This is a genomic window from Thauera sp. 28 (assembly GCF_000310145.2).
In the GTDB taxonomy this organism is placed as follows: Bacteria; Pseudomonadota; Gammaproteobacteria; order Burkholderiales; family Rhodocyclaceae; genus Thauera; species Thauera mechernichensis.
Genome location: NZ_AMXA01000016.1, coordinates 37,254 through 62,404 on the forward strand (window position 1 = coordinate 37,254; position 25,151 = coordinate 62,404).

The window sequence follows — 25,151 nt, forward strand, 5'->3', positions numbered from 1 at the left end:
CGGCCGTCTCGACGGCCGTTGGCGTTTTCGCGGCGAGGCGCCAGCGGACGCTTACTGATACACATCAACAAAGAAAATCAATTTATCTGGTATCACTTAAGCTCTAGCCACCTCTGCGCCCACCGCCATGTCCAGCCACCACGCCCTGAGCACCGCCTTCGAACCGGCGTCGATCGCCGTCATCGGCGCTTCGGACTCACCCGGCTCGGTCGGCCGCATCATCTTCCGCAACCTGGTCGAGGGCGGCTACCGCGGCACGCTGCACGCGGTGAACCCGAAGTACGAGCGCATCCAGGACCACCCCTGCCATCGCTCGATCGAGGACATCGGCCGCCCGGTCGACCTCGCCATCATTGCCACGCCCGCGCGCATGCTGCACAACGTCACTGCCCAGTGCGGGCGCAGCGGTGTGCGCAATGCCATCATCGTCGGCGCCACCGGGCGCACACTCGAGCGCCGCATCATCGAGACCGCGCGTGAAAGCGGCTTGCGCCTGCTCGGACCCGGCAGCCTGGGTATCGCCCGCCCGGGCAGCGGGCTCAACGCCGCGCTCACCCGCATCGCGGTCAAGCCGGGCGAAATCGCCCTGGTGTCGCAGTCGGGCGCACTGTGCTCGGTCGTGCTGGACTGGGCCTCCACACAGGGCGTGGGCTTCTCGTCGGTGATCTCGCTCGGCGGCACCGTGGACATCGACTTCGGCGAGACCCTCGAATACCTGACCCACGACCCGCAGACACGCTACATCCTGCTCTACGTCGACCACGTCCGTAATGCCCGCCACTTCATGAGCGCACTGCGCTCGGCGGCACGCATCAAGCCGATCATCGTGCTCAAGGCGGGCCGTCACGGCGCGGACGAGAACGACACGACCGCAGCTGCACACGGTGGACTCGCCGACGTGGTTTTCGACGCGGCCATGCGCCGTGCGGGGGTGGTACGGGTCAACAATCTCGACCAATTGTTCTTCGCCACCAAGGCGCTCTCCTGCGGCTTCCGTCCGCGCGAGGACAGCCTCGCCATCGTCTCCAACGGCAGCGGCCCGGCCGACCTCGCCGCCGACCGCGCCAAGGACCTCGGCACCACCCTGGTCAATCTCGGCTCGCCCACCATCGCGGCACTCGAGCGCCTGGGCGGACGCGAGCGCCGCAGCCACAACCCGCTCGACCTCGGCGGCGACGCGAGTCCGCAACGCTATCGCGACGCCATCCTGGCACTCGCCGAGGACGCCGCAGTGACCAACCTGCTGGTGATCCTGTCGCCGCATGCCCTCGTGGAGCCGGTCGAAGTCGCCCAGGAGATCATCGACCTCTCGGCGCAGCTGCGGCTCAAGCTGTGCTGCTGCTGGATGGGCGGCGGCCAGGTGGCCGAGGCGCGCAGCCTGCTCGAACAGGCCGGCATCCCGGTATTCAGCGCCCCTGAGGCCGCGGTCGAGTTGTTCCACGACATCTCCCGCTTCCATCACAGCCAGACACTGCTGCTGCAGACCGCGGGCGGCGGCGCGGCGGCCTACCGTCGCAGCGGCGGGGCACGCGTGCTGATCGAAACCTTGCTCAACCAGCGCCGCCACACCCTGTCGGCGATGGAGTCCAAGGCCCTGCTACGCAGCTACGGCATCGCGGTCACGCCCACCACGGTCGCCCACGATGCCACCCAGGCCCTGTTCGTCGCCGAGCAGGTCGGCTTCCCGGTGGCGATGAAGGTCGACGCTGCCGAGCTTGCCAGCAAGTCGGAGTCGGGCGGCGTACGCCTCAACATCAACACCGCCGAATCGGTGTGGAGCGCCTACCACGACATCGTCGATGCGGTCCGCCTGCGCCACCCCGAGGCGCACATCACGGGCGTAGCGATCGAGCCCTACCTGTACCGGCCGCGCGCCCGCGAGTTCAGCATCCAGGTCGTACGCGACGCCATCTTCGGCCCGGTGATCAGTCTCGGGCCAGAGGACGCCTCGGCGCCACGCACCTTTGCGCTGCCGCCGCTCAACCCGGTGCTGGCGCGCGACCTCATCGACACGGCTATGCCGACTGCGCCGCGCGGCCCCCGCAGCCCTGCGGGCACGCTCAACCGCGCCGCCGTCGAGCAGGTGCTGGTATCGGTGTCCGACCTGGTGTGCGAATTGCCCTGGGTGCGCGAACTGGAGATCGGCCCGCTCATCATCGACGCTGAGGGTGCAGTGGCGGCGGACGCGCGCGTCGTCATCGACCAGGGCCTGCCTGCCGGCAGCGACCGCTATGCCCACATGGCGATCCATCCCTATCCGCTGCACCTCGTCCAGGACTGGAAGGTCGGCGACGGCCGCGCCGTGCGCACCCGCCCGATACGCCCGGAAGACGCCGGGCTGCTGCTGGCCTTCTTCAACGGCCTGAGCGCCGAGACCCGCTACATGCGCTTCATGGAGGAGCTGGACGAACTCAGCCCGGCGATGGTCGCGCGCTTCACGCAGATCGACTACGACCGCGAGATGGCACTGATCGCCACGACGCCCGACGACGCGGGTACCGAGCAGATGATCGGCAGCGCGCGCTATGCGCTCGCTGCCGATGGCGAGTCGGTCGAGTTCGCCCTCGTCGTCGCCGACGGCTGGCAGCGCTTCGGCCTCGGCCGCCGACTCATGGGGGCGCTCATCGAAGTCGCCCGCGCCAAGGGCTATCGCAGCATCTTCGGCGACGTGCTCGGCAACAACCCGAAGATGCTGCGCCTGATGCACGGCCTCGGCTTCCTGGTCCAGCCCCACCCCGAGGAGAGCGCGCTGCGGCGGGTCGTCAAGGCGCTGCACGGCAAGTGAGCGCTCCCGCGCCGCAGCCTCAGCCGAGTGCTGCCTCGAGGCGTTCGCAGATCGTGCGCAGCACCTTGATGCGGGCGAAATGCTTGTCGTCAGCCTCGACCAGGGTCCACGGCGCGTACTCGGTGCTGGTGCGATCGACCATGTCGCACACCGCACGGCTGTACTCGTCCCACTTGTCGCGGTTGCGCCAGTCCTCCTCGGTGATCTTGAAGTGCTTGTGCGGCTCGGATTCACGCTCCTTGAAGCGGGCGAGTTGCTCGTCCTTGCTGATCGCAAGCCAGAACTTGACGACAACCGCGCCGGCACTCGCCAGTTCGTCCTCGAAGTCGTTGATCTCGGCGTAGGCACGCATCCAGTCGGCCTCGGAACAGAAGCCCTCGACGCGCTCGACCAGCACACGGCCATACCAGGAGCGGTCGAATACGACCACTTTGCCGCGCCGCGGCAGGTGGCGCCAGAAGCGCCACAAGTAGGGCTGAGCGCTTTCTTCGTCGGTCGGCGCCGCGACCGGGATGACGCGGTACTGGCGCGCATCGAGCGCGCCGACCACGCGGCGGATCGCGCCGCCCTTGCCCGCCGCATCCATGCCTTCGAACACCAGCACCAGCGCGCGCGTGCGAAACGCCGGCGAGCGCGACAGCAGGGCAAGTCGCCCCTGCAGGCGCTCGAGCTGGTCGTCGTAGTCCTTGCGTTTCATGTCCTGGCGCACGAGCGCGTCGAGCACATTGAGCCCATCGACGCGCGGCGGCAGCGGCGCGACCGACAGCCGCGGCGTCCAGTGCTGGGATGCGGCATCGAGCCGGCGGCGCAGCGCCGACAACAGCGTGCGGCCGACGAACAGGGCGCGGTAGTTGGCGTCCGAGCCATCCACGATCAGCCAGGGCGCCGCAGCCGTGCTCGTCGTCCGCAACACATGCCCCGCCACCTCCCGGTAGCGCTCGTAAAGGTTGTAGTAGCGCCAGTCGCGCTCGGTCACCCGCCAGCGCGTGCGCGGATCCTTCTCGAGCGCCTTCAGGCGCGCCTTCTGTGCGTCCCGCGGCAGATGGAACCAGAACTTGATCAGCAGCACGCCCTCTTGCGCGAGCATCGACTCGAAACGGCGGATGTCGTCGAGGCGCTTGTCGAGCTCGGCCTTCTTCGAGGTCCGGTCGACGCGCTCGAAGATGGGCTGGGTATACCAGTTGCCGAACATGACGGCGATCTTTCCGCGCGGCGGCAGCGCCCGCCAGAAGCGCCACATGTAGGGGCGCTCCGACTCCTCCGCGCTCGGCGCGTCAAACGCCCAGGTCTGGATGTGGCGCGGATCCATCCACTCGTTGAGCAGGTTCACCGTCTCACCCTTGCCGGCCTTGTCGACGCCATTGACGAGGACGACGACGGCGAACTGCCTGAGTTCGAGCAGGTCCAGCTGCGCATCGAGCAGCTCTGCACGCAATGCCGGCACCGCCTGGCGGTAGGTGTCCTTGTCGGTGCTATGGCCAAGCTCTGCAGATTCGAACATTCCCCCTCCCCCTTCGATCTTCGTTGTCGCGCCGCGGGCGCTGTGCGGACCTGCCGATCCGTTCAGTAGTCGCCCCAGCGCGCCTGCAGCACCGCCAGCGCCGCCAGACCTGCGGTCTCGGTGCGCAGTACGCGGGGGCCGAGCACGATGCGCCGGCAGCCAGCAGCATCGAAAGCAGCCAGTTCGCCCTCGCTCCACCCCCCCTCGGGACCGACAAGCAGGTGAACCGGCCCCGCGGGCGGCGGCTCTTGCGCAAGCCCCACCCGCCCACCCGGGGCCAGCACGTAGTTGGTCGCCGCCCTGTTCGCGGCGAGCCATTGCAGCACCGGCTGCATCGGCCGCAGCTGGGGAATGCGGTTGCGACCGCACTGCTCGCAGGCCGACACCGCGACCTGCTGCCAATGCGCCAGCCGCTTGTCCGCGCGCTCGCCGGCCAGGCGCAACACCGAGCGCTCAGCCTGCACCGGCTGGACAGCGGCGACGCCGAGCTCGACCGCCTTCTGCACCACCCAGTCCATCTTGTCGCCCGTGGCCAGGGCCTGCACCAGCACCACCTGCAGCGGCGACTCGCGCTCGATGTCGCGCCGCGCCCCGAGACGCGCGAACGCGGCCTTGCCGCGCACCACCAGCTCGGCATCGACCTCGCCGCCATGGCCGTCGAAAAGCACCAGACCAGCCCCGTCCGGCAGCCGCAGAACACGCACCGCGTGGTGTGCCAGCGCCTCCGGCAGGGCGACCTCGCCACCGTCCGGGAGGCGACCATCAAAGTGGAATCGTGAAATCATCGTAAAATTATAGGCCCGAGCATCGCTCCCCCGAGCGCAAGGAGTTCCGCATGCCCACTGCAGCCATACGCCTGTCCCGCGCCCGCGCCCTCGAATCGATGGTGCGCGAGGTGGCACGCGAGGAAATCCTGCCCCGTTATCTCAAGTCAGCACGCAACCGCAAGGCAGACGGCTCGCTGTTTACCGAGGCCGACGTCGAGTCCCAGCGCCGCTTCAGCGAAGAGCTGCCCAAGCTGCTGCCCGGCGCGGTGCTAGGCGAGGAAATGACCGCGGCCGAGCAGGCCCACCTGTGGAACGAGGGCGCTCGCGGCCTGTGGTGCATCGACCCGATCGACGGCACCACCAACTTCGCCAACGGCATCCCGCTGTTCGCGGTTTCGATCGCCTACCTGATCGACCATCAGCCGGTGATCGGCGTGGTGTACAACCCGATCACCGACGAATCCTTCTACGCCGCACGCGGCGCGGGCGCCTTCCTCAACGGCGCAGAGCTGCCACTGCGCGGCGGTGCGGCCAGCCTGCGCGATGCCGTCGCCGGCGTGGACTTCAAGCGCATCAGCCACCACTTGGGCGACGAACTCGCGGTGCGCCCGCCTTATTACTCGCAGCGCAACTTCGGCTCGAGCGCGCTCGAATGGTGCTTCGTCGCCGCCGGCCGGCTCGATGTCTATCTGCACGGCGGACAGATGCTGTGGGACTACGCCGCTGGCCGCCTCATCCTCGCCGAGGCCGGCGGCCAGGCCGAAGCGCTCGACGGTGGCGAACTCATGGCCGGCCCGGCCATCAAGCGCGGCGTGATCGCAGCGGTCACGCCCTCGCTATTCACCGAGTGGTCGGCGTGGGTGAAGGGACGCTCCTGAGCGCCCCCGCTCCTCTGCACGCACCCGCGAATACATCCCAAGCCCGCAACACCCCACAGCCGTCGGCCGTAGGCGGAGAACCCCCATGTCCATGAAGCACCCCATCATCGCGGTCACCGGCTCTTCGGGCGCGGGCACCACCACGGTCAAGCACACCTTCGAGGCGATCTTCCATCGCGAGAACGTGAACCCCGCAATCGTCGAGGGCGACAGCTTCCACCGCTACACCCGCGCCGAGATGAAAACGCTCATCGAGGACGCCGAACGCGCAGGCCAGCGCGGCATCAGCCACTTCGGCCCGGAAGCCAACCTGCTTGCAGACCTCGAGAGCCTGTTCCGCTCCTACGGTGACGCCGCCACCGGTCGCCGCCGCTACTACATACACAACGAGGCGCAGTCGATGCGCTGGAACCTGCCGATGGGTACCTTCACCGAATGGGAAGACCTGCCGGTCGGCACCGACTGCCTGTTCTACGAGGGCCTGCATGGGGCCGTCGTAACCGACAGCACCGACGTGGCGCGCCATGTCGACCTGTTGATCGGCGTCGTACCCACGATCAACCTGGAGTGGATCCAGAAGCTGCACCGCGACACCAAGCTGCGCGGCTACACCGCCGAGGCCGTGCAGGACACCATCCTGCGCCGCATGCACGACTACGTGCATTACATCGTGCCGCAGTTCGCCCGCACCCACATCAACTTCCAGCGCGTGCCGGTCGTCGACACTTCCAACCCCTTCATCGCCCGCGACGTGCCGACCCAGGATGAATCCATGGTGGTGATCCGCTTCAAGGATCCGCGCGGCGTCGACTTCCCCTACCTGCTGCGCATGATCCACGACGCCTTCATGAGCCGGGCCAACACCATCGTGATTCCGGGCGGCAAGCTCGACCTGGCCATGCAACTGATCCTCACCCCGCTGATCTGGAAGCTCATGGAACGACGCCGGCAGTGGGTATGAAAGCGCTCAAGTCAGCCCCCGGCGCGCCGTTAGCAGCATGAACGGCGCCGTCCGCGGGACTGCTGCCCCACCCCGACTCACAAGGATCGACCAGCCATGCCCGGAATGTTGTCCAGCCTTCGTGCAAAGCTGCTGACCGCCACGCTTGCAGTGGTGGCTACAGGTTTCACCGTCACCATCGGCGTGATGTCCTACCAGAGCTACAACGCCGTGCTCGAGCAAGGTGACATTCGCGCCAAGCGCACCGCCGAACTCGCAGCCAAGACCGTATCGCAGCACCTCGACCATTCGATGACCACCGCACTCGGCCTGCGCCATGTGCTCGAAGGCCTGCGCAGCCACGGCGCGACCGACCGCGATGCGGTCAATGCCATCCTGCGCCGCCAGCTCGACGGCAATCCAGCCCTGCTTGGCCTGTTCACCGGCTGGGAGCCCGATGCCTTTGACGGTGATGACGAACAGTTCGCCAACACCCCCGGTCACGATGCCAGCGGCCGTCTGGTGCCTTACTGGAACCGGGGCGACGGCAGCCTCGCAGTGGAGCCGCTGGTCGACTACGACCAGGCTGGCGCCGGTGACTATTACCAGACCCCCAAGCGCACCGGCCAAGCGTTTGTATCCGATCCGTACGAATACGAGGTGGGGGGTCGCAAGATGCTCATCGCCTCGCTGGTGCACCCCATCATGGTCGGGGGCCGCTTCCACGGCATCGCCGGCGCGGACATCGCACTCGATGCGATGGGTCAATGGCTTGGCGGCATCAAGCCTTTCGGCGTAGGCCATGTCACCGTCCTCAGCCAGTCGGGGACCATAGTCTATGGCCCCGACCGCAGTGCGGTCGGCAAGATGGCGAGCACGCTGCCGGCTGCGGCGCTCAATGCCCTGGCCAGAGGGGAAGAGTACCGTTGGCTGGACGACGCCGGCATCAGCCACTTCCTCGAACGCATCGACATCAAGGGCGCCGAGCGCGCATGGGGAGCGATCGTATCGGTACCCCAACACGTCATCACCGCATCGGCGGATCAACTGCTGCGCACCGCAATCATGCTCGGCCTGCTCAGCCTGGCGCTGACTGCCGGCGTCATCTTTACCCTGTTGACCGCACTGACGCGCCCACTCAACCAACTCGCAGGGGCGATGGAAGAGCTCGCAGGTGGCGAGGGCGACCTCACCCGTCGCCTGGACATTCGCAGCAACGACGAACTCGGGCGTGTCGCTGGCAGCGTCAACGCCTTCCTGAGCACGCTGCAGCGCATGTTCGTCGAGGTTCGCGACCAGAGCACGACCCTGGAGCACGGCCTGCGCACAGTCACCCAGGCAACCCAGCAGGTCGCGAGCAGCTCGCGCACCCTGGCAGGCACCTCCAGCAGCAACGCTGCCACCGTCGAGCAAGTCACCGTCTCCATCGGACATATCGCCGAACACGCCCGCGAAGCGGACGAAACCATGCTCCATACAAGCGCAGTGTCGCGTCGCAGCGCAGCGGCGGTGGGCGCCATGGAACAGCAGATGCAAGGCATTGGCTCCACAATGGAAGGACTTGCCGCCTCGCTCAGCGGGCTGGAGCAGCGCTCGGAGCAGATTGCCGGGGTCGCCCAGGTCATCCGCGACATCGCCGACCAGACCAATCTGCTGGCGCTCAATGCGGCCATCGAGGCCGCCCGGGCAGGCGAACAGGGTCGTGGCTTCGCCGTGGTCGCCGACGAGGTGCGCAAGCTGGCCGAACGCACCGGCTCAGCCACGCTGGAGATTCGTGCCACCATCGAGTCCATCCGCAACGAAACACAGGCGGCGGTCGACGGCATGAAGCAGGCTCGCAAGGCCGTCGACCTGGGGATGGTCAAAGCGCACGAGGTCGCCGGCGAGATCGGATCGATCGAGACACAGATGGACCAGGCGGCAGGGCGTGTCAGGGAGATCGCCGAAGCCACCCAGGAGCAAAGCGCCGCCGCCACACAGCTGGCACAGTCGATCGAGGAGGCCTCGCTCATGGTGCAGACCACCGATGAAGCCATTCAGGACGCCTCGAATACCATCGACGAACTCGGACAGACTGCCGAACGCCTCGGCAAGCTGGTGGGGCGCTTCCGCCTCTAGCATTCCTTCGACATATCCCCCTGCAGTTGGCGCCAGCGCGCGCAGTTGCAGGGCCGTGGTTCCTGAATTTCCAAAAATGCCGAGGTTTCAGCGATAATTCTGGTTTTTTCCAGCCGCCCCGGCGGCGTCGAGGCAACCATGTCGCAGTCCAGAAACGTCAAGCCCCCGGTTTTCAACCCGCTTACCGGCGCCATCCGCGCGCTGGCGATGGATGCCGTGCAACAGGCCAACTCCGGCCATCCGGGCGCGCCGATGGGCATGGCCGAGATCGCCGAGGTGCTGTGGCGCCACCATCTGCGCCACAACCCGGCCAACCCCAAGTGGGCCGACCGCGACCGCTTCGTGCTGTCGAACGGCCACGGTTCGATGCTGATCTACGCGCTGCTCCACCTCACCGGCTACAATCTGCCGATCGAGGAGCTCAAGCGCTTCCGCCAGCTGCACAGCAAGACCCCGGGCCACCCGGAATACGGCTACGCCCCCGGCGTCGAGACCACCACCGGCCCGCTCGGCCAGGGCATCACCAACGCCGTCGGCATGGCACTCGCCGAGAAGATCCTCGCCGCCGAGTTCAATCGGCCTGGCCACGAAGTCGTCAATCACAACACCTATGTATTCCTGGGCGACGGCTGCCTGATGGAAGGCATTTCGCACGAGGCCTGCTCGCTCGCCGGCACCTGGGGCCTGGGCAAGCTCATCGCCTTCTACGACGACAACAACATCTCCATCGACGGCCACGTCGAGGGCTGGTTCACCGACGACACCCCGAAGCGCTTCGAAGCCTACGGCTGGCAGGTCATCCGCGACGTTCAGGGCCACGACCCGGTCGCCATCGAAGCAGCCATCCAGCAGGCCAAGGCCAACACTGCCCAGCCCACGCTGATCTGTTGCAAGACCATCATCGGCGCCGGCGCTCCCAACAAGCAGGACAGCCATGATGTGCACGGCGCCCCGCTCGGCGCCGCCGAGATCGAGGCCGCGCGTGCCCACATCGGCTGGAACCATCCCCCCTTCCACATCCCGGCCGACGTCTACGCTGCCTGGGACGCGCGCACCAAGGGCGCCTCGCTCGAAGCGCAGTGGAATGCCACCTTTGCCGCCTACCGTGCAGCCCACCCCGAACTCGCCGCCGAGTTCGAGCGCCGCATGGCCGGCGAGCTGCCTGCCGACTGGGACAGCCACGTCGCCGCGGTGCTCGCCAAGGTTGTCGACAAGGCCGAGACCATCGCCACCCGCAAGGCCAGCCAGAACAGCATCGAAGCCTACGCCCCCAAGCTGCCCGAACTGCTCGGCGGCTCGGCCGACCTCGCCGGCTCCAACCTCACGCTGTGGTCCGGCGCCAAGGGTGTCAGCAGGACCAGCGGCGGCAACTACGTGTATTACGGCGTACGTGAGTTCGGCATGGCGGCAATCGCCAACGGCGTCGCGCTGCACGGCGGCCTGATCCCCTACACCGCCACCTTCCTGATGTTCAGCGAGTACGCGCGCAACGCCTTGCGCATGGCCGCGCTGATGAAGGTGCGCCAGATCTTCGTGTTCACCCACGACTCGATCGGCCTCGGCGAGGACGGCCCCACTCACCAACCGGTGGAGCAGACCGCAACGCTGCGCCTGATCCCCAACATGGACGTATGGCGCCCCTGCGACACCACCGAATCGGCAGTGGCCTGGGCGAGCGCGATCGAACGCAAGGACGGCCCGACCAGCATGTGCTTCTCGCGCCAGAACCTGCCCTTCCAGGCGCGCACGGCCGAACAGGTCGCCGCAATCCGCAAGGGCGGCTACGTCCTGTCGGAAGCTGAGGGTGGCACGCCGCAGGCGGTGATCCTCGCCACCGGCTCCGAAGTCGCCCTCGCCATCGCTGCGCAGCAGGCCCTGGCCGAACAAGGCGTCGCGGTGCGCGTGGTGTCCATGCCCTCGACCAACGTCTTCGACCGTCAGGATGCTGCCTACAAGGCCAGCGTGCTGCCCGCCGGCCTGCCGCGCGTCGCGGTCGAGGCCGGCAGCACCGACGGCTGGTACAAGTACGTCGGCCTCGAAGGTCGTGTCATCGGTATCGACCGCTTCGGCGAATCGGCACCCGCCGGCGAGCTGTTCAAGTATTTCGGCATCACCGCGGATGCGGTCGTGCAGGCAGTGAAAGCGGTGCTCTGAAGAAGGCCTGGCGCGGGAGCGGCTCCGGAAACGGACCGCTCCCGCTGCACATCAAGGCACGGACCGGCGCGGGCCGGCAGCGCATCAACAAGGACAAACACCCGGTTTTCCACTCTTACCTTCATTCCAGGGAGAAGCATCGATGAGCATCAAGGTCGCCATCAACGGTTTCGGTCGTATCGGTCGCTGCACGCTGCGCGCCATCTACGAGCAGGGCCTGCAGAACGAATTCGAAGTGGTCGCCATCAACGCCTCAGGCGATCTGGCCACCAACGCCCACCTGCTCAAGTACGACACCACGCATGGCCGCTTCGCCACCTCGGTCGAGACCGCAGGCGAGAGCTGCATCATCATCGATGGCAAGAAGATCCCCTTCTACTCCACCAAGGACCCGAAGGGCGTCAACTGGGGCAGCCACGGCGTTGACGTGCTGCTCGAATGCACCGGCGCCTACACCACCAAGGCCAAGGCCCAGGCTCTGCTCGACATGGGTGCCAAGCGCGTGCTGATCTCCGCCCCGGGCGGCGATGACGTGGACACCACCATCGTCATGGGCGTGAACGAAGAAGTGCTGCGCGGCGACATGACCGTCGTCTCCAACGCCTCTTGCACCACCAACTGCCTGGCCCCGGTTGCCAAGATCCTGGCCGACAGCGTCGGCATCAAGCAGGGCCTGATGACCACCATCCACGCCTACACCAACGACCAGGTGACCGTGGACGTGCGCCACAAGGACCTGCGCCGCGCCCGCGCCGCCGCCGCCAACATCATCCCGACCAAGACCGGTGCCGCCAAGGCCGTCGGCCTGGTGCTGCCGCAGCTCGTCGGCAAGGTCGATGGCTTCGCGCTGCGCGTGCCCACCATCAACGTGTCGCTGGTCGACCTCACCTTCACCGCCGAGCGCGCCACCACCAAGGAAGAGATCAACGCACTGATGACCGCCGCCGCCAACGGCCCGCTCAAGGGCATCCTGGCGGTGAACAACGAGCCGCTGGTGTCGTCGGACTTCAACCACACTACCGTCTCGTCCACCTTCGATGCCACCCAGACCCGCGTCATCAAGGGCGAGGACGGCTCGGTGCTGGTCAAGGTGCTGGCCTGGTACGACAACGAGTGGGGCTACTCCTGCCGCATGCTCGACGCCGCGCGCGCCTTCTACAACGCCAAGTAAGCCGGCCACCGATAGCACAACCCCAACGCCCTGCCCTGCAGGGCGTTTTCACGAGCCTGATACGACCATGCAAGTCAAGAAACTCACCGAACTCGACGTCAGCGGCAAGAAGGTGTTCATCCGTGCCGACCTCAACGTGCCGCAGGACGAAGCCGGCAACATCACCGAGGACACCCGCATCCGCGCCTCCATCCCCTCCATTCGCTACTGCCTCGAGCACGGCGCTGCAGTGATGGTCACCTCCCACCTCGGCCGCCCCACCGAAGGCGAACTGCGCGCCGAAGACTCGCTGATGCCGGTCGCCGTACGCCTGGGCCAGCTCCTCGACAAGCCGGTACGGCTGATCCAGGGCTGGGTCGACGGCGGCTTCGAAGTCAAGCCGGGCGAGGTCGTGCTGCTCGAGAACTGCCGCTGCAACAAGGGCGAGAAGAAGGACAACGAAGAGCTCGCCAGGAAGATGGCCGCGCTGTGCGACATCTACGTCAATGACGCCTTTGGCACCGCTCACCGCGCAGAAGCCACCACCCACGGCATCGCCCGCTTCGCCCCGGTCGCCTGCGCGGGCATCCTGATGGGCGCCGAGATCGACGCGCTGTCCAAGGCGCTGCACAACCCGGCCCGCCCGCTGGTGGCGATCGTCGGCGGTGCCAAGGTGTCGACCAAGCTCACCATCCTGCGCACGCTGGCCGACAAGGTCGACCAGCTCATCGTCGGTGGCGGTATCGCCAACACCTTCCTGCTCGCCGCCGGCAAGCGCATCGGCGAGTCGCTCGCCGAACCCGAGATGGTGCGCGAGGCGCAGCAGGTGATGGACATCATGAAGGCACGCGGCGCCGAAGTGCCGCTGCCTGTGGACGTGGTCGTGGCCGACGAGGTCTCGGCGCTCGCCCGTGCCAACCGCATTTCGGTGGACGAAGTCGGCCCCCACGACCGCATCCTCGACTTCGGCCCGAAGAGTTCGGCGCGCCTGGCGGACATCATCGCCCACGCCGGCACCATCGTCTGGAACGGCCCGGTCGGCGTCTTCGAGCACCCGCAGTTCGCCGGCGGCACCAAGATGATGGCCTCGGCCATCGCCCACTCCGAAGCCTTCTCGATCGCCGGCGGCGGCGACACCCTGGCGGCCATCGCCAAGTTCGACATCGCCCAGGACGTCGGCTACATCTCCACCGGCGGCGGCGCCTTCCTCGAATTCCTCGAGGGCAAGACGCTGCCCGCGATCGCGGCACTGGAAGAACGCTTCGCAGCCTGACCCAGGCCACAGCCTGCGCCATCGAAAGGCCGTCCCACGCGACGGCCTTTTTCTCGTGCGGCGCTAGAATGCCGGCTGACAAGCGCTTTCAGGCCTGCCGCCCCCCGGCCATCACGTACCCCGCCTCGCTGGAGTCCTACATGTCCCGCCACACCAAGATCGTCGCCACCCTCGGCCCCGCCTCATCAGACCCCCACGTCCTGCAACGCATGGTCCAGGCCGGCGTCGATGTGGTGCGCATGAACTTCTCCCACGGCAAGGCCGAGGACCACGTCGCGCGCGCCGAGGCAATCCGCGAGGCCGCGGCACTCGCCGGTCGGCCGGTCGGCATCCTCGCCGACCTGCAAGGTCCCAAGATCCGCGTCGGCAAGTTCGCAGACGGCCGGATCACACTCACCAAGGACCAACCCTTCATCCTCGACGCGCGCTGCGAGCTCGGCAGCGGCGAGCGTGTCGGACTCGACTACAAGGACCTGCCCAAGGACGTCAAGCCGGGCGACGTGCTGCTGCTCGACGACGGCCGCCTCAAGCTCACCGTGCAGCGCGTGCTCGGCCACGAGATCCACACCACGGTGAAGGTGGGCGGCGAGCTGTCGAATAACAAGGGCATCAACCGTCAGGGCGGCGGGCTCACCGCCCCCGCGCTCACCGCCAAGGACATGGATGACATCCGCACCGCAGCGCAGATCGGCGTGGACTTTGTCGCCGTGTCCTTCCCCAAGAGCGCGGCCGACATGTACATGGCCCGCCAGCTGCTGCGCGCCGCCGGCAGCAGCGCGGTGCTGATCGCCAAGATCGAGCGCACCGAGGCCGTCGCCAACCTGGAGGAGATCCTAGGCGCCTCGGACGGCATCATGGTGGCGCGCGGCGACCTCGCAGTCGAGGTCGGCGACGCCGCCGTGCCTGCCCTGCAGAAGAAGATGATCCGCGCCGCGCGTGACCGTAACAAGCTCACCATCACTGCCACGCAGATGATGGAATCGATGATCACCAGCCCGGTGCCGACGCGCGCCGAGGTGTCCGATGTCGCCAACGCGGTGCTCGACGGCACCGACGCGGTGATGCTGTCGGCCGAGACCGCCGCCGGCAAGTACCCGGTGGAAGTCATCGAGGCGATGAGCCGGGTCTGCCTGGAGGCCGAGAAGTCGTCCGAGATCGGACTGGACCGCGAGATGCTCAACCGTGTGTTCTCCCGCATCGACCAGTCGATCGCGATGGCGGCGATCTGGACCGCCTACCACCTCAAGGTCAAGGCCATCGCCTCGCTCACCCAGACCGGGTCGACCGCACTGTGGATGAGCCGGCTCAATGCCGGCGTGCCGATCTATGCCCTCACCCCGGAGGTAACGGCGCGCAATCTGATGACGCTGTACCGCGAGGTGCACCCGTTGCTGATGAGCCAGACCCACCAGGACCGCGACGTACTGCTGTGGGAGGCCGAACAGGTCCTGCTCGAGCAGGGCGTAGTCGACTACGGCGACCTCATCGTGCTCACCATCGGCGAGCCGATCGGTGCCTCGGGCGGCACCAACACGCTCAAGATCGTGCGCGTGGGCGAACACCACCGCCCGGGCACCCTGGACGACCGCCTCTGAGGCCCGGCCGCCTGCCCCATACCTGTCGCGCCGGCATGACGCATGCACCGCGCGACAGGATAAAATAACGACTTTCGAACATCGAACCGCCGGTCACCGGCGCCCCCTCCCGGAGAAACCCATGCCCCTCGTTTCCATGCGCCAGCTGCTCGACCACGCGGCCGAACACAGTTACGGCCTGCCCGCCTTCAACGTGAACAACCTCGAACAGGTCCAGGCCATCATGGAAGCGGCGGCCGAATGCGACAGTCCGGTGATCATGCAGGCCTCGGCCGGCGCGCGTAAATACGCCGGCGAAGCCTTCCTTCGCCACCTCATCGACGCCGCCGTCGAAGCCTACCCGAACATCCCCATCGTCATGCACCAGGACCACGGCCAGAGCCCTGCGATCTGCATGGGTGCGATCCGCTCGGGCTTCTCCAGCGTGATGATGGACGGCTCGCTGCTGGAAGACGGTAAGACGCCTTCCTCCTACGACTACAACGTCGCCGTCACCCGCGAAGTGGTGAAGTTCTCGCACGCCATCGGCGTCAGCGTCGAAGGCGAGCTCGGCTGCCTCGGCTCGCTCGAGACCGGCCAGGCCGGCGAGGAAGACGGTGTCGGCGCCGAGGGCACGCTCGACCACAGCCAGATGCTGACCGACCCCGACCAGGCCGCCGACTTCGTCAAGCAGACCGACTGCGACGCACTTGCCATCGCCATCGGCACCAGCCACGGCGCCTACAAGTTCAGCCGCAAGCCCACCGGCGACATCCTCGCCATCGAGCGCGTCAAGGCCATCCATGCCCGCATTCCCAACACCCACCTGGTGATGCACGGCTCGAGCTCGGTGCCCCAGGAGCTGCTCGAGATCATCCGCCAGTACGGCGGCGACATGAAGGAAACCTACGGCGTGCCGGTCGAGGAGATCGTGCAGGGCATCAAGTACGGCGTGCGCAAGATCAACATCGACACTGACATCCGCCTGGCGATGACCGGTGCAGTGCGCAAGTTCCTGGTCGAGAATCCCTCCAAGTTCGACCCGCGCGAGTTCAACAAGCCCGCGCGTGAAGCCGCCAAGCTGGTGTGCAAGGCCCGCTTCGAAGCCTTCGGCTGCGCCGGCATGGCCAGCAAGATCAAGGCGATCTCGCTCGACAAGATGGCTGCGCGCTACAAGGCAGGCGAGCTGACGCAGATCGTGCGCTGAGCCGACGCGGCTTTCCAGTCAGATCGAAACGCGCCCACGTGGCGCGTTTTCTTTTTTTGCGCTGGCCTCAGCGCTCCATCGCCCGCATCCGCGCCGCCCCCTCGGTCTGCAGGAACTCCAGCAACGCGTCGAGCGCGGGCGTCATTGGCCGGTCGGTGCGCGAGACCACGTTCCACTCGCGGATGACCGGCGTGTCGGCTACATCCAACCGCACCAGGCGCCCGCTTTCCACCTCCATTGCAAAGGTGTGATGCGACAGGAAGGCGATGCCCATGCCGGCCATCACCGCCTGCTTCAGAGTCTCGTTGCTGCCGAGCTCGTCCGCCGCCAGCGGCTTGACGCCGTGCGCGCGCAGGAAGCGCTCGAGGTTGTCGCGCGTGCCCGAGCCCTGCTCGCGCAGCAGCAGGCGCTCGTCGGTCAGCGCCGCGGGCGGGATGCGCTTGCGTCCGGCCAGGCGGTGGTCCGGGCGCGCCACGAAGGACAGCCGGTGCGGAGCGAAGGGAATCCGGCGCAAGTCTATGCCGCGCGGCGGCTGCCCCATGATCGCCACGTCACAGCGCTGTTCCTGCAGCAGCGTGCGCACCCGCTCGCGGTTCTCCACCGTCAGGCGGAAGGTGATGTCCGGGTGGCGACGACCGAACTCGGCCAGCAGGTGCGGCACGAAGTACTCCGCAGTCGTGATCGCCACCACGTCCAGCGTGCCGGCCGCCACGCCCATGCGCGCCTTCAGCTCGACCTCGGCCAGTTCGAGCGCCTGCAGTGCCTGGCGCGCCGCCCGCGCCACGATCTCGCCCGCCGGGGTCAGGTGGATCTCGCGCCGGCCATCGACCAGCACCTGGCCCACGATCGCCTCCGCGTCGCGGATCTGCATCGAGATCGCCGGCTGGGTCAGGTGCAGCAGGCGTGCGGCCTGGGTGAAGCTGGCGCTGTCGGCCACCGCCACCAGGGCGCGGAGCTGCTTGAGGGTAAGGCGCTGGGCGAGCTTCATCAGAAAACCTTATCTCAATAAGCCAGAAAACCTCATTTGAGCTTATTAAAGCACCGCCCTATTGTCCAGTCACCACCGCTTGCAAGTCACCGCTTCACAGCCCCTGGCAGCACACAAACGGAAGGAGACACGACATGGGCGCCGCAGACACCCCGCAACAGATCCTCGACCCCAAGAAGCGCTACCAGGCCGGCGTGCTGAAGTATGCGCAGATGGGTTACTGGAACCCGGACTACGAGCCCAAGGACACCGACGTGCTCGCGGTCTTCCGCATCACCCCGCAGGAAGGCGTCGATCCGATCGAAGCGGCCGCTGCGGTCGCCGGCGAATCCTCCACCGCGACCTGGACCGTGGTGTGGACCGACCGCCTCACCGCCTGCGACATGTACCGCGCCAAGGCCTACCGCATCGAGCCGGTGCCCGGCCAGGAGGGCCAGTACTTCTGCTGGGTCGCCTACGATCTCGACCTGTTCGAGGAAGGCTCGATCGCCAACCTCACCGCGTCGATCATCGGCAACGTCTTCAGCTTCAAGCCGCTCAAGGCCGCGCGCCTGGAAGACATGCGCCTGCCCGTGGCCTATGTGAAGACCTTCCGCGGCCCCCCGACCGGCATCGTGGTCGAGCGCGAGCGCCTGGAAAAATACGGCCGCCCGCTGCTGGGCGCGACGATGAAGCCCAAGCTCGGCCTGTCCGGCAAGAACTACGGCCGCGTGGTGTATGAGGCCCTGCGCGGTGGCCTGGACTTCACCAAGGACGACGAGAACATCAACTCGCAGCCCTTCATGCACTGGCGTGACCGCTTCCTGTACTGCATGGAAGGCGTCAATCAGGCCGCGGCGCAGACCGGCGAATCCAAGGGCCACTACCTCAACATCACCGCCGGCACCATGGAGGAGATGTAGAAGCGCGCGGAATTCGCTCGCGACCTCGGCTCCTGCATCGTCATGATCGACCTCATCGTCGGCTGGACCGCGATCCAGTCGATGAGCAACTGGTGCCGCGACAACGACATGATCCTGCACCTGCACCGCGCCGGCCACGGCACCTACACCAGGCAGAAGAACCACGGCGTGTCTTTCCGCGTCATCGCCAAGTGGCTGCGCCTGGCCGGCGTCGATCACATGCACGCCGGCACCGCGGTCGGCAAGCTCGAAGGCGACCCGATGACGGTACAAGGCTTCTACAACGTCTGCCGCGACACCTTCACCAGGCAGGACCTGCCGCGCGGCCTGTTCTTCGACCAGGACTGGGCCAGCCTCAAGCGCGTGATGCCGGTGGCCTCGGGCGGCATCCATGCCGGCCAGATGCACCAGCTGCTCAGCCTGTTTGGCGACGAGGTCGTGCTGCAGTTCGGCGGCGGCACCATCGGCCACCCGATGGGCATCCAGGCCGGCGCCACCGCCAACCGCGTCGCGCTCGAGGCCATGGTGCTCGCCCGCAACGAAGGTCGCGACATCGCCAGCGAAGGCCCGCAGATCCTCGCCGACGCCGCCAGGTGGTGCCAGCCGCTGCGCGCCGCGCTCGATACCTGGGGTGACATCACCTTCAACTACACCAGCACCGACACGTCCGACTTCGTGCCCACCGCCAGCGTGGCCTGAAGCTCAGACCCATCCCGGAACCGAGGAGACCCATCATGCGCATCACCCAAGGCTGCTTTTCCTTCCTGCCCGACCTCACCGACACCCAGATCGCGGCCCAGATCAACTACTGCCTCGAGCAGAACTGGGCGGTCGCGATCGAGTTCACCGACGACCCGCACCCGCGCAACACCTACTGGAACATGTGGGGCCTGCCGATGTTCGACCTGCGCGATCCCGCCGGCGTGATGGGCGAACTCAGGGCCTGCCGCGAGGCCAACCCCGAGATCTACATCCGCATCAACGCCTTCGACTCGACCAAGGGCTGGGAGACGGTGCGCATGTCCTTCATCGTCCAGCGCCCCACCGCCGAGCCCGGCTTCCGCGTGATCCGCCAGGAAACGCAGGGCCGCAAGCTGCGCTACACGATGGAGAGTTACGCCGTCGGCCGTGCGCCGGAAGGTGCGCGCTACAGCGCCTGACCCCCCGACGACAGCAGGAGACGAGACCATGAACGCCCCCGAGAAGGCCCCCGCCCCCGCCCGCATCGACCTCGGCGCCGAGTTCCGGGACGCCGGCATCGGCGAAGTGCTCGAGTCCCTCGAGCGCGACCTCGTCGGCCTCGCCCCGGTCAAGCGCCGCGTGCGCGAGATCGCCGCCCTGCTGCTCGTCGACCGCGTGCGCCAACGCCTGGGGCTGACCACCGAACAGCCCTCGCTGCACATGAGCTTCACCGGGAACCCCGGCACCGGCAAGACCACCGTCGCCATGCGCATGGCCGAGATCCTGCACCGCCTCGGCTACTGCCGCCGCGGCCACGTCGTCGCGGTGACGCGCGACGACCTCGTCGGCCAGTACATCGGCCACACCGCGCCAAAAACCAAGGAGGTGTTGAAGCGCGCCATGGGCGGCGTCCTCTTCATCGACGAAGCCTACTACCTCTACCGCCCGGAGAACGAAAAGGACTACGGCCAGGAGGCGATCGAGATCCTGCTGCAGGTGATGGAGAACCAGCGCGACGACCTGGTGGTGATCCTCGCCGGCTACGCCGACCGCATGGAGCGCTTCTTCGAATCGAACCCAGGCATGAAATCGCGCATCGCCCACCACATCGACTTCCCGGACTACAGCAACAGCGAACTCGGCGAGATCGCCCAGCGCATGCTCGCCGGCTGGAACTACCGCTTCGACGAGGCCGCCTTCAGCGCCTTCGACGAATACATCGTCCTGCGTCGCCGCCAGTCGCACTTTGCCAACGCCCGCAGCATCCGCAACGCACTCGACCGCATGCGCCTGCGCCAGGCCCTTCGCCTGTTCGAATCCGGCGCCACGGTCGACGCTGAGGCGCTCACCACCATCACCGAATCCGATGTCCGCGCCAGCCGTCATTTCCAGCAGGCCGAGGCCGGCTGAACGCGCGCCGCACCCATAACGACAAGCACCGTTCCGGCACCACGCCGGGGGAGACAGACCATGTTCAACCTCGACCGCAGCACGCTCACCGAATACCTGATCGAACACCGCCGCCGCACCCCCGAGGCCACCGGCGAATTCAACGCTCTGATCCTGCAGATCGCCCAGGCATGCAAGGCCATCTCGCGCGCAGTCGCCCACGGCGCACTCGCCGACGTACTCGGCAGCCACGGCAGTGCCAACGTGCAGGGCGAGGAGCAGAAGAAGCTCGACGTGCTCGCCGACGAGATCTTCCTGCGCGCCACGCACTGGGGCGGCGACCTCGCCGGCATGGTGTCGGAAGAGAACGAGGCCCCCATCCCGCTGCCCGCCAGCGACCAGCGCGGCAAGTACCTGCTTGCCTTCGATCCGCTCGACGGATCGAGCAACATCGACGTCAACGTTGCAGTCGGCTCCATCTTCTCGATCCTGCGCGCCCCCTCCCCCGGCGAGGACGCCACGGCCGCGGACTTCCTGCAGCCCGGCAGCCGCCAGGTCGCCGCCGGCTACGCCATCTACGGTCCCTCGACGATGCTGGTGCTCAGCGTCGGCAACGGGGTCGCGGGCTTTACCCTCGACCCCATCATCGGCGAGTTCTATCTCACCCACCCCGGCATCCGCTTACCCCAGACCACGCGCGAGTTCGCCATCAATGCGTCCAACACGCGCTTCTGGGAGCCTCCGGTAAGGCGCTACGTCGACGAGTGCCTGGCCGGGCGCAGCGGCCCGCGCGGCGTCGACTTCAACATGCGCTGGATCGCCTCGCTGGTGGCCGAGACCCACCGCATCCTGATGCGCGGCGGCGTCTTCCTCTACCCGCGCGACCGCAAGGACCCGGCCAGGCCCGGCCGGCTGCGCCTGCTCTACGAATGCAACCCGATCGGCTTCCTCATCGAGCAGGCCGGCGGCCGCGCCAGCACCGGCGTGCGCCCGATGCTAGAGGTCCGTCCCGAAAGCCTGCACCAGCGCATCGGCTTCGTCTTCGGGTCGCGGGAAGAAGTCGAGCGCATCGAGCGCTACCACCACGAACCGGTGATCGGCAGCGTGCAGGACGAGCCGCCACTGTTCCACGCCCGCTCGCTGTTCCGTGACACCGAGTTCGCCCAATAGGGACCGAGGGGAGACATCATGTCCGAACGCCACCCGATCGTCGCCATCACTGGCTCCTCCGGTGCCGGCACCAGCACCGTGCAGCGCACCTTCGAGGAGGTGTTCCGCCGCGAAGGCGTCACCGCCGCCGTCATCGAAGGCGACAGCTTCCACGCCTACGACCGCAAGACGATGCGCGAGAAGCTCGCCGCCTGCGAGGGCAGCACGGGCTGCCAGCTCAGCCACTTCGGCCCCGAGGCCAATCTCTTCGGCGAACTCGAGAACCTCTTTCGCAGCTACGCCGAATCCGGCGGCGGCAGGCGCCGCAAGTACCTGCACAGCCTGGAAGAGGCCGAGCACTACCAGCAGCCGCCGGGCACTTTCACCCCTTGGGAAGAGCTGCCCACCGGCACCGACCTGCTGTTCTACGAGGGCCTGCACGGCGCCGTCCAGCACGAGCAGGTGGACGTGGCCCGCTTCGTCGACCTGCTGATCGGCGTGGTGCCGGTGGTGAACCTGGAGTGGATCCAGAAGCTGCACCGCGACAAGAGCACCCGCGGCTACTCCACCGAGGCGGTCACCGACACCATCCTGCGCCGCATGCACGACTACGTTCATTACATCTGCCCGCAGTTCGCCCGCACCCATGTGAACTTCCAGCGCGTGCCGATGGTGGACACCTCCAACCCCTTCATCGCGCGCTCGATCCCGACCGCCGACGAGTCGATGGTGGTGATCCGCTTCGCCAATCCCAAGGGCATCGACTTTCCCTACCTGCTCAACATGATCAACGACAGCTTCATGAGCCGTGCCAACACCATCGTGGTGCCGGGCGGAAAGATGGAGCTGGCCATGCAGCTGATCTTCACGCCCTTCATCTGGCGCCTGATGGACCGCCGTCGCAAGGCGCTGGCGCAATGACGACGAAACACCGGCCACAACGCACCGCCCACGCCCCTGCTCGCATCCGCAGCCTGCGTGCCCGCGCACCATCGAAAGGAGTCCTCCGATGAATTTTCTGCGTCTGTCCGACCTCGACCTTGCCGGCAAGCGGGTCTTCATCCGCGCCGACTTCAATGTTCCCTTCAATGCAGACGGCAGCCTCGCGGACGACACGCGCATCCGCGCCACACTGCCCGCCATCCGCCACTGCCTGGACGCCGGTGCAGCGGTCATGATCACCTCGCACCTCGGACGCCCGGTCGAAGGAGCGCTCGCAGCCGCCGACTCGCTGGCACCCGTCGCTGGCGCATTATCCTCACTGCTCGAACACCCCGTGCCGCTGGTCAAGGACTGGACCGACGGCGGCTTCGGCGTGCGTGCGGGCGAGCTGGTGCTGCTCGAGAACTGCCGGGGCAATGTCGGCGAGAAGGCCGATGACCCACGGCTCGCCGCCCGCATCGCCCGCTTCATCGACGTCTACGTCAACGACGCCTTCGGCACCGCACACCGCAAGGAATGCACGCTCCACGCACTGGCACTCGCCGCGCCGGTGGCCTGCGCCGGGCCGTTGATGACGGCCGAACTTGATGCGCTGGGGCGTGCGCTGGCCCACCCCGCGCGCCCGCTCGCGGCGATCGTCGCCGGCTCGAAAGTGTCGACCAAGCTCACCATCCTCGAGAGTCTGGCTGCCAAGGTGGACGTGCTCGTCCTGGGCGGCGGCATCGCCAACACCTTCCTCGCCGCGCGCGGCTGCGAGGTCGGCGCCTCCCTGCACGAACCCTACCTGCTCGACGCCGCCCGCCGCATCGAGCGCCGGCTGGCTGAACACGGCGGCGTGGTTTGGCTGCCCGAGGACGTGGTGGTCGCCGACCGCTTCGCCCCCGACGCCGACGCCCGTAACCATGACACCGAGCACGTACCACCAGGCACCATGATCCTCGACATCGGGCCGCAGAGCCGGGATTCGCTCGCTGGCGTGCTCGCCCGCGCCGGCACCATCGTATGGAACGGCCCGGTTGGCGTGTTCGAGATGGACGCGTTCGCGGCCGGCACACGGGCACTCGCCTCAACCATCGCCGCTAGCCCGGCCTACAGCATCGCAGGCGGCGGCGACACGCTGGCAGCCATAGCACGCTTCGACGTTGGCGAGCAGATCGACTACATCTCCACCGGTGGCGGCGCCTTCCTGGCGTTTCTCGAAGGCAGCGAACTGCCGGCCGTCGCCGCATTGCGCACCCGCGCCCGCACGGCGAGCCGTCGCATCGAACCGGTGCCGCAGTTCGAGCACGAGCCGGAGCTCAGCTGAGCGGGCGGCCACTGGCTGCGGTGGGCGGGCCGCCCTCCGCAGCGGCTTGTCATCGCCTGCAGCGGTGGGCAAGAATGCCGACAGATCCGCATTCCCATCCCCACTCGGCCTCCTCCCCCTCCATGTCCCTGCCCGAACAGCACCCCCTGCGCCGCCCGCTCAACGACGAGGTACACGCCCGCCCGCCCGTTCCACTCGACGCCCCCGAGTACGTGAGCTACCTGGCAGTCCTTCACCATGAAGGCAGCGCCAGTCGCGAGGCAGCCCATCTCTCGGCGCTGGCCGAGCAGTTCGGCCTCGACTCCCCGGTTACCGACAGCGGCCACGTCCTGCTCGAGATGGACGGTTTTCGCCTCAAGTGGGAACGACACAACGAGTTCTCCAGCTACACCTTCTTCCGCCCCATCCTGGCCGGTGACAGCAGCGAGGAGCACGCACTGCTGGCCGTACCCGCAGCGTGGCGGCGGGACATCCCGGGGCAGATCATCGCCGCCACCCATATCGAGGTCCGCAGCACGGACGACGTCCTCCCCGACAGCCTGCTCGAGCAGGCCTCGCCGCGCGGCGAAACCCTGGTTGCCTCACGCGTGGCGGATTGTGCCGGCTGGGTGTTCACCGACTTCCACATCCACGACGGCTTTTCGCGCTTCGTGCTGCTCGACGACGGCCTCACCCCGCGCCAGGCCGGCCGCATGGTGCAACGCCTGGTCGAGATCGAAACCTATCGCGTGATGGCCCTGCTCGCCTTTCCGGTCGCCAAGGAGGTTGGCCGTCTGCTTTCTCGAGCAGAGGATGAGCTCGCAGACCTCATGGACGGCCTCGGCCAGGCCCGCAGCACCGACGACGACCGCATCATGCTAGGCCGCCTCACCCGCCTGGCGGCAGAGGTCGAACGCTCAGTGGCCCGCACCACCTTCCGCTTCGGCGCCGCAGCGGCCTACTACCGCCTGGTGCAACAACGCATCGACGAACTGCGCGAGTCACGGCTGAACGGCTTCCCTACCATGCGCGAGTTCATGGAACGCCGGCTGGCCCCGGCCATCGCCACCTGCGCGACGATCGCCCGCCGCCAGGAGGATCTGTCGGGCCGCGTCGCACGCAACTCGCAACTGCTGCGTACGCGGGTCGACATCGAGCTCGAACGCCAGAACCAGGAGCTGCTCGCGCAGATGAACCGCCGCGCCAAGATCCAGCTCCATCTGCAGGAGACGGTGGAAGGCCTGTCGGTGGTGGCCATCACCTACTACGCTTCGCAACTGGTCAACTACGTCGCCAAGGGCGCCAAGGACTTCATCGCGCCAGCCACGCCGGAAGTGCTCACCGCGGCGTCGATTCCGGTCATCGCCGGGCTGGTGTACATGGGCTTGCGGCGAATGCGCAAGTTGCTGGCGCGGGAAGAGCACAGCGGCCATCCCTGAGCTGCCCGCCACGGCCCTGCTTCGTCCCC

Annotated in this window: 18 protein-coding genes and 1 pseudogene; 16 read left to right on the top strand and 3 right to left on the bottom strand. The window is 67.3% G+C overall.

All coding sequences use genetic code 11. The annotated features are described in order from the left end of the window. The first annotated feature begins 127 nt into the window (after positions 1-127). Positions 128-2,785 carry a bifunctional acetate--CoA ligase family protein/GNAT family N-acetyltransferase gene (locus tag C662_RS12195; RefSeq protein WP_002929420.1) on the top strand — a complete coding sequence of 886 codons (2,658 nt, stop codon included), beginning with the start codon at positions 128-130 and terminating at the stop codon, positions 2,783-2,785. A gap of 19 nt (positions 2,786-2,804) precedes the next feature. Here C662_RS12195 and pap read toward each other — a convergent pair whose 3' ends face one another. Both pap and C662_RS12205 read right to left on the bottom strand, forming a co-directional pair. After that, positions 2,805-4,286, bottom strand: coding sequence for a polyphosphate:AMP phosphotransferase (pap, locus tag C662_RS12200; protein ID WP_002929421.1), 1,482 nt, complete (start codon positions 4,284-4,286; stop codon positions 2,805-2,807). Between the two features lie 62 nt (positions 4,287-4,348). Continuing rightward, positions 4,349-5,071, bottom strand: a complete 723-nt coding sequence (locus C662_RS12205; protein ID WP_002929422.1) for a 16S rRNA (uracil(1498)-N(3))-methyltransferase — start codon at positions 5,069-5,071, stop codon at positions 4,349-4,351. A gap of 50 nt (positions 5,072-5,121) precedes the next feature. Between C662_RS12205 and C662_RS12210 the strand changes: the two genes are divergently transcribed. The 8 genes from C662_RS12210 to fba all read left to right on the top strand — a co-directional run bounded on the left by C662_RS12210 (position 5,122) and on the right by fba (position 16,347). Further along, a complete protein-coding gene (locus C662_RS12210) occupies positions 5,122-5,931 on the top strand; it encodes an inositol monophosphatase family protein (protein ID WP_002929423.1) in 810 nt (269 codons plus the stop codon). Positions 5,932-6,016: 85 nt separating this feature from the next. Then, positions 6,017-6,892: a phosphoribulokinase gene (locus C662_RS12215; RefSeq protein ID WP_002929424.1), complete on the top strand. Its 876-nt coding sequence runs from the start codon at positions 6,017-6,019 to the stop codon at positions 6,890-6,892. A gap of 96 nt (positions 6,893-6,988) precedes the next feature. Further along, positions 6,989-8,989, top strand: coding sequence for a methyl-accepting chemotaxis protein (locus C662_RS12220; protein WP_002929429.1), 2,001 nt, complete (start codon positions 6,989-6,991; stop codon positions 8,987-8,989). Between the two features lie 138 nt (positions 8,990-9,127). Beyond that, entirely contained in the window at positions 9,128-11,143 is a 2,016-nt protein-coding gene (gene tkt, locus C662_RS12225; RefSeq protein WP_002929430.1) for a transketolase, read from the top strand. A gap of 142 nt (positions 11,144-11,285) precedes the next feature. Beyond that, a complete protein-coding gene (gene gap / locus C662_RS12230; protein WP_002929431.1) occupies positions 11,286-12,314 on the top strand; it encodes a type I glyceraldehyde-3-phosphate dehydrogenase in 1,029 nt (342 codons plus the stop codon). Between the two features lie 67 nt (positions 12,315-12,381). Further along, positions 12,382-13,566 (top strand): phosphoglycerate kinase, encoded by a 1,185-nt coding sequence (locus tag C662_RS12235; protein ID WP_002929434.1) that lies wholly within the window; start codon positions 12,382-12,384, stop codon positions 13,564-13,566. Between the two features lie 140 nt (positions 13,567-13,706). Continuing rightward, complete coding sequence (gene pyk / locus C662_RS12240) at positions 13,707-15,161, top strand: pyruvate kinase (protein WP_037984571.1); 1,455 nt, start codon at positions 13,707-13,709, stop codon at positions 15,159-15,161. Between the two features lie 121 nt (positions 15,162-15,282). Next, on the top strand, positions 15,283-16,347 hold the full coding sequence (fba, locus tag C662_RS12245) for a class II fructose-bisphosphate aldolase (protein ID WP_002929444.1): 1,065 nt from the start codon (positions 15,283-15,285) through the stop codon (positions 16,345-16,347). 67 nt (positions 16,348-16,414) lie between these two features. Here the strand turns inward: fba and C662_RS12250 are convergent, their stop codons facing one another. Beyond that, on the bottom strand, positions 16,415-17,335 hold the full coding sequence (locus C662_RS12250) for a LysR family transcriptional regulator (RefSeq protein WP_002929445.1): 921 nt from the start codon (positions 17,333-17,335) through the stop codon (positions 16,415-16,417). A gap of 212 nt (positions 17,336-17,547) precedes the next feature. On the opposite strand from C662_RS12250, the pseudogene C662_RS12255 reads away from it, so the two are divergent. From C662_RS12255 to C662_RS12285, 7 genes and pseudogenes are all read left to right on the top strand, one after another. Beyond that, positions 17,548-18,936: pseudogene (locus tag C662_RS12255) on the top strand (form I ribulose bisphosphate carboxylase large subunit). 35 nt (positions 18,937-18,971) lie between these two features. Beyond that, entirely contained in the window at positions 18,972-19,397 is a 426-nt protein-coding gene (locus tag C662_RS12260) for a ribulose bisphosphate carboxylase small subunit (protein WP_002929450.1), read from the top strand. Between the two features lie 28 nt (positions 19,398-19,425). Further along, positions 19,426-20,328 carry a CbbX protein gene (gene cbbX / locus C662_RS12265; RefSeq protein ID WP_002929452.1) on the top strand — a complete coding sequence of 301 codons (903 nt, stop codon included), beginning with the start codon at positions 19,426-19,428 and terminating at the stop codon, positions 20,326-20,328. Positions 20,329-20,388: 60 nt separating this feature from the next. Then, positions 20,389-21,477: a class 1 fructose-bisphosphatase gene (locus C662_RS12270; protein ID WP_002929455.1), complete on the top strand. Its 1,089-nt coding sequence runs from the start codon at positions 20,389-20,391 to the stop codon at positions 21,475-21,477. An 18-nt stretch (positions 21,478-21,495) separates the two neighbouring features. Next, positions 21,496-22,377, top strand: a complete 882-nt coding sequence (locus C662_RS12275) for a phosphoribulokinase (RefSeq protein WP_002929456.1) — start codon at positions 21,496-21,498, stop codon at positions 22,375-22,377. 88 nt (positions 22,378-22,465) lie between these two features. Continuing rightward, positions 22,466-23,704 (top strand): phosphoglycerate kinase, encoded by a 1,239-nt coding sequence (locus C662_RS12280; RefSeq protein WP_002929458.1) that lies wholly within the window; start codon positions 22,466-22,468, stop codon positions 23,702-23,704. A gap of 122 nt (positions 23,705-23,826) precedes the next feature. Further along, positions 23,827-25,122 (top strand): DUF3422 family protein, encoded by a 1,296-nt coding sequence (locus C662_RS12285; RefSeq protein WP_002929461.1) that lies wholly within the window; start codon positions 23,827-23,829, stop codon positions 25,120-25,122. The last annotated feature ends 29 nt before the right edge of the window (positions 25,123-25,151 follow it).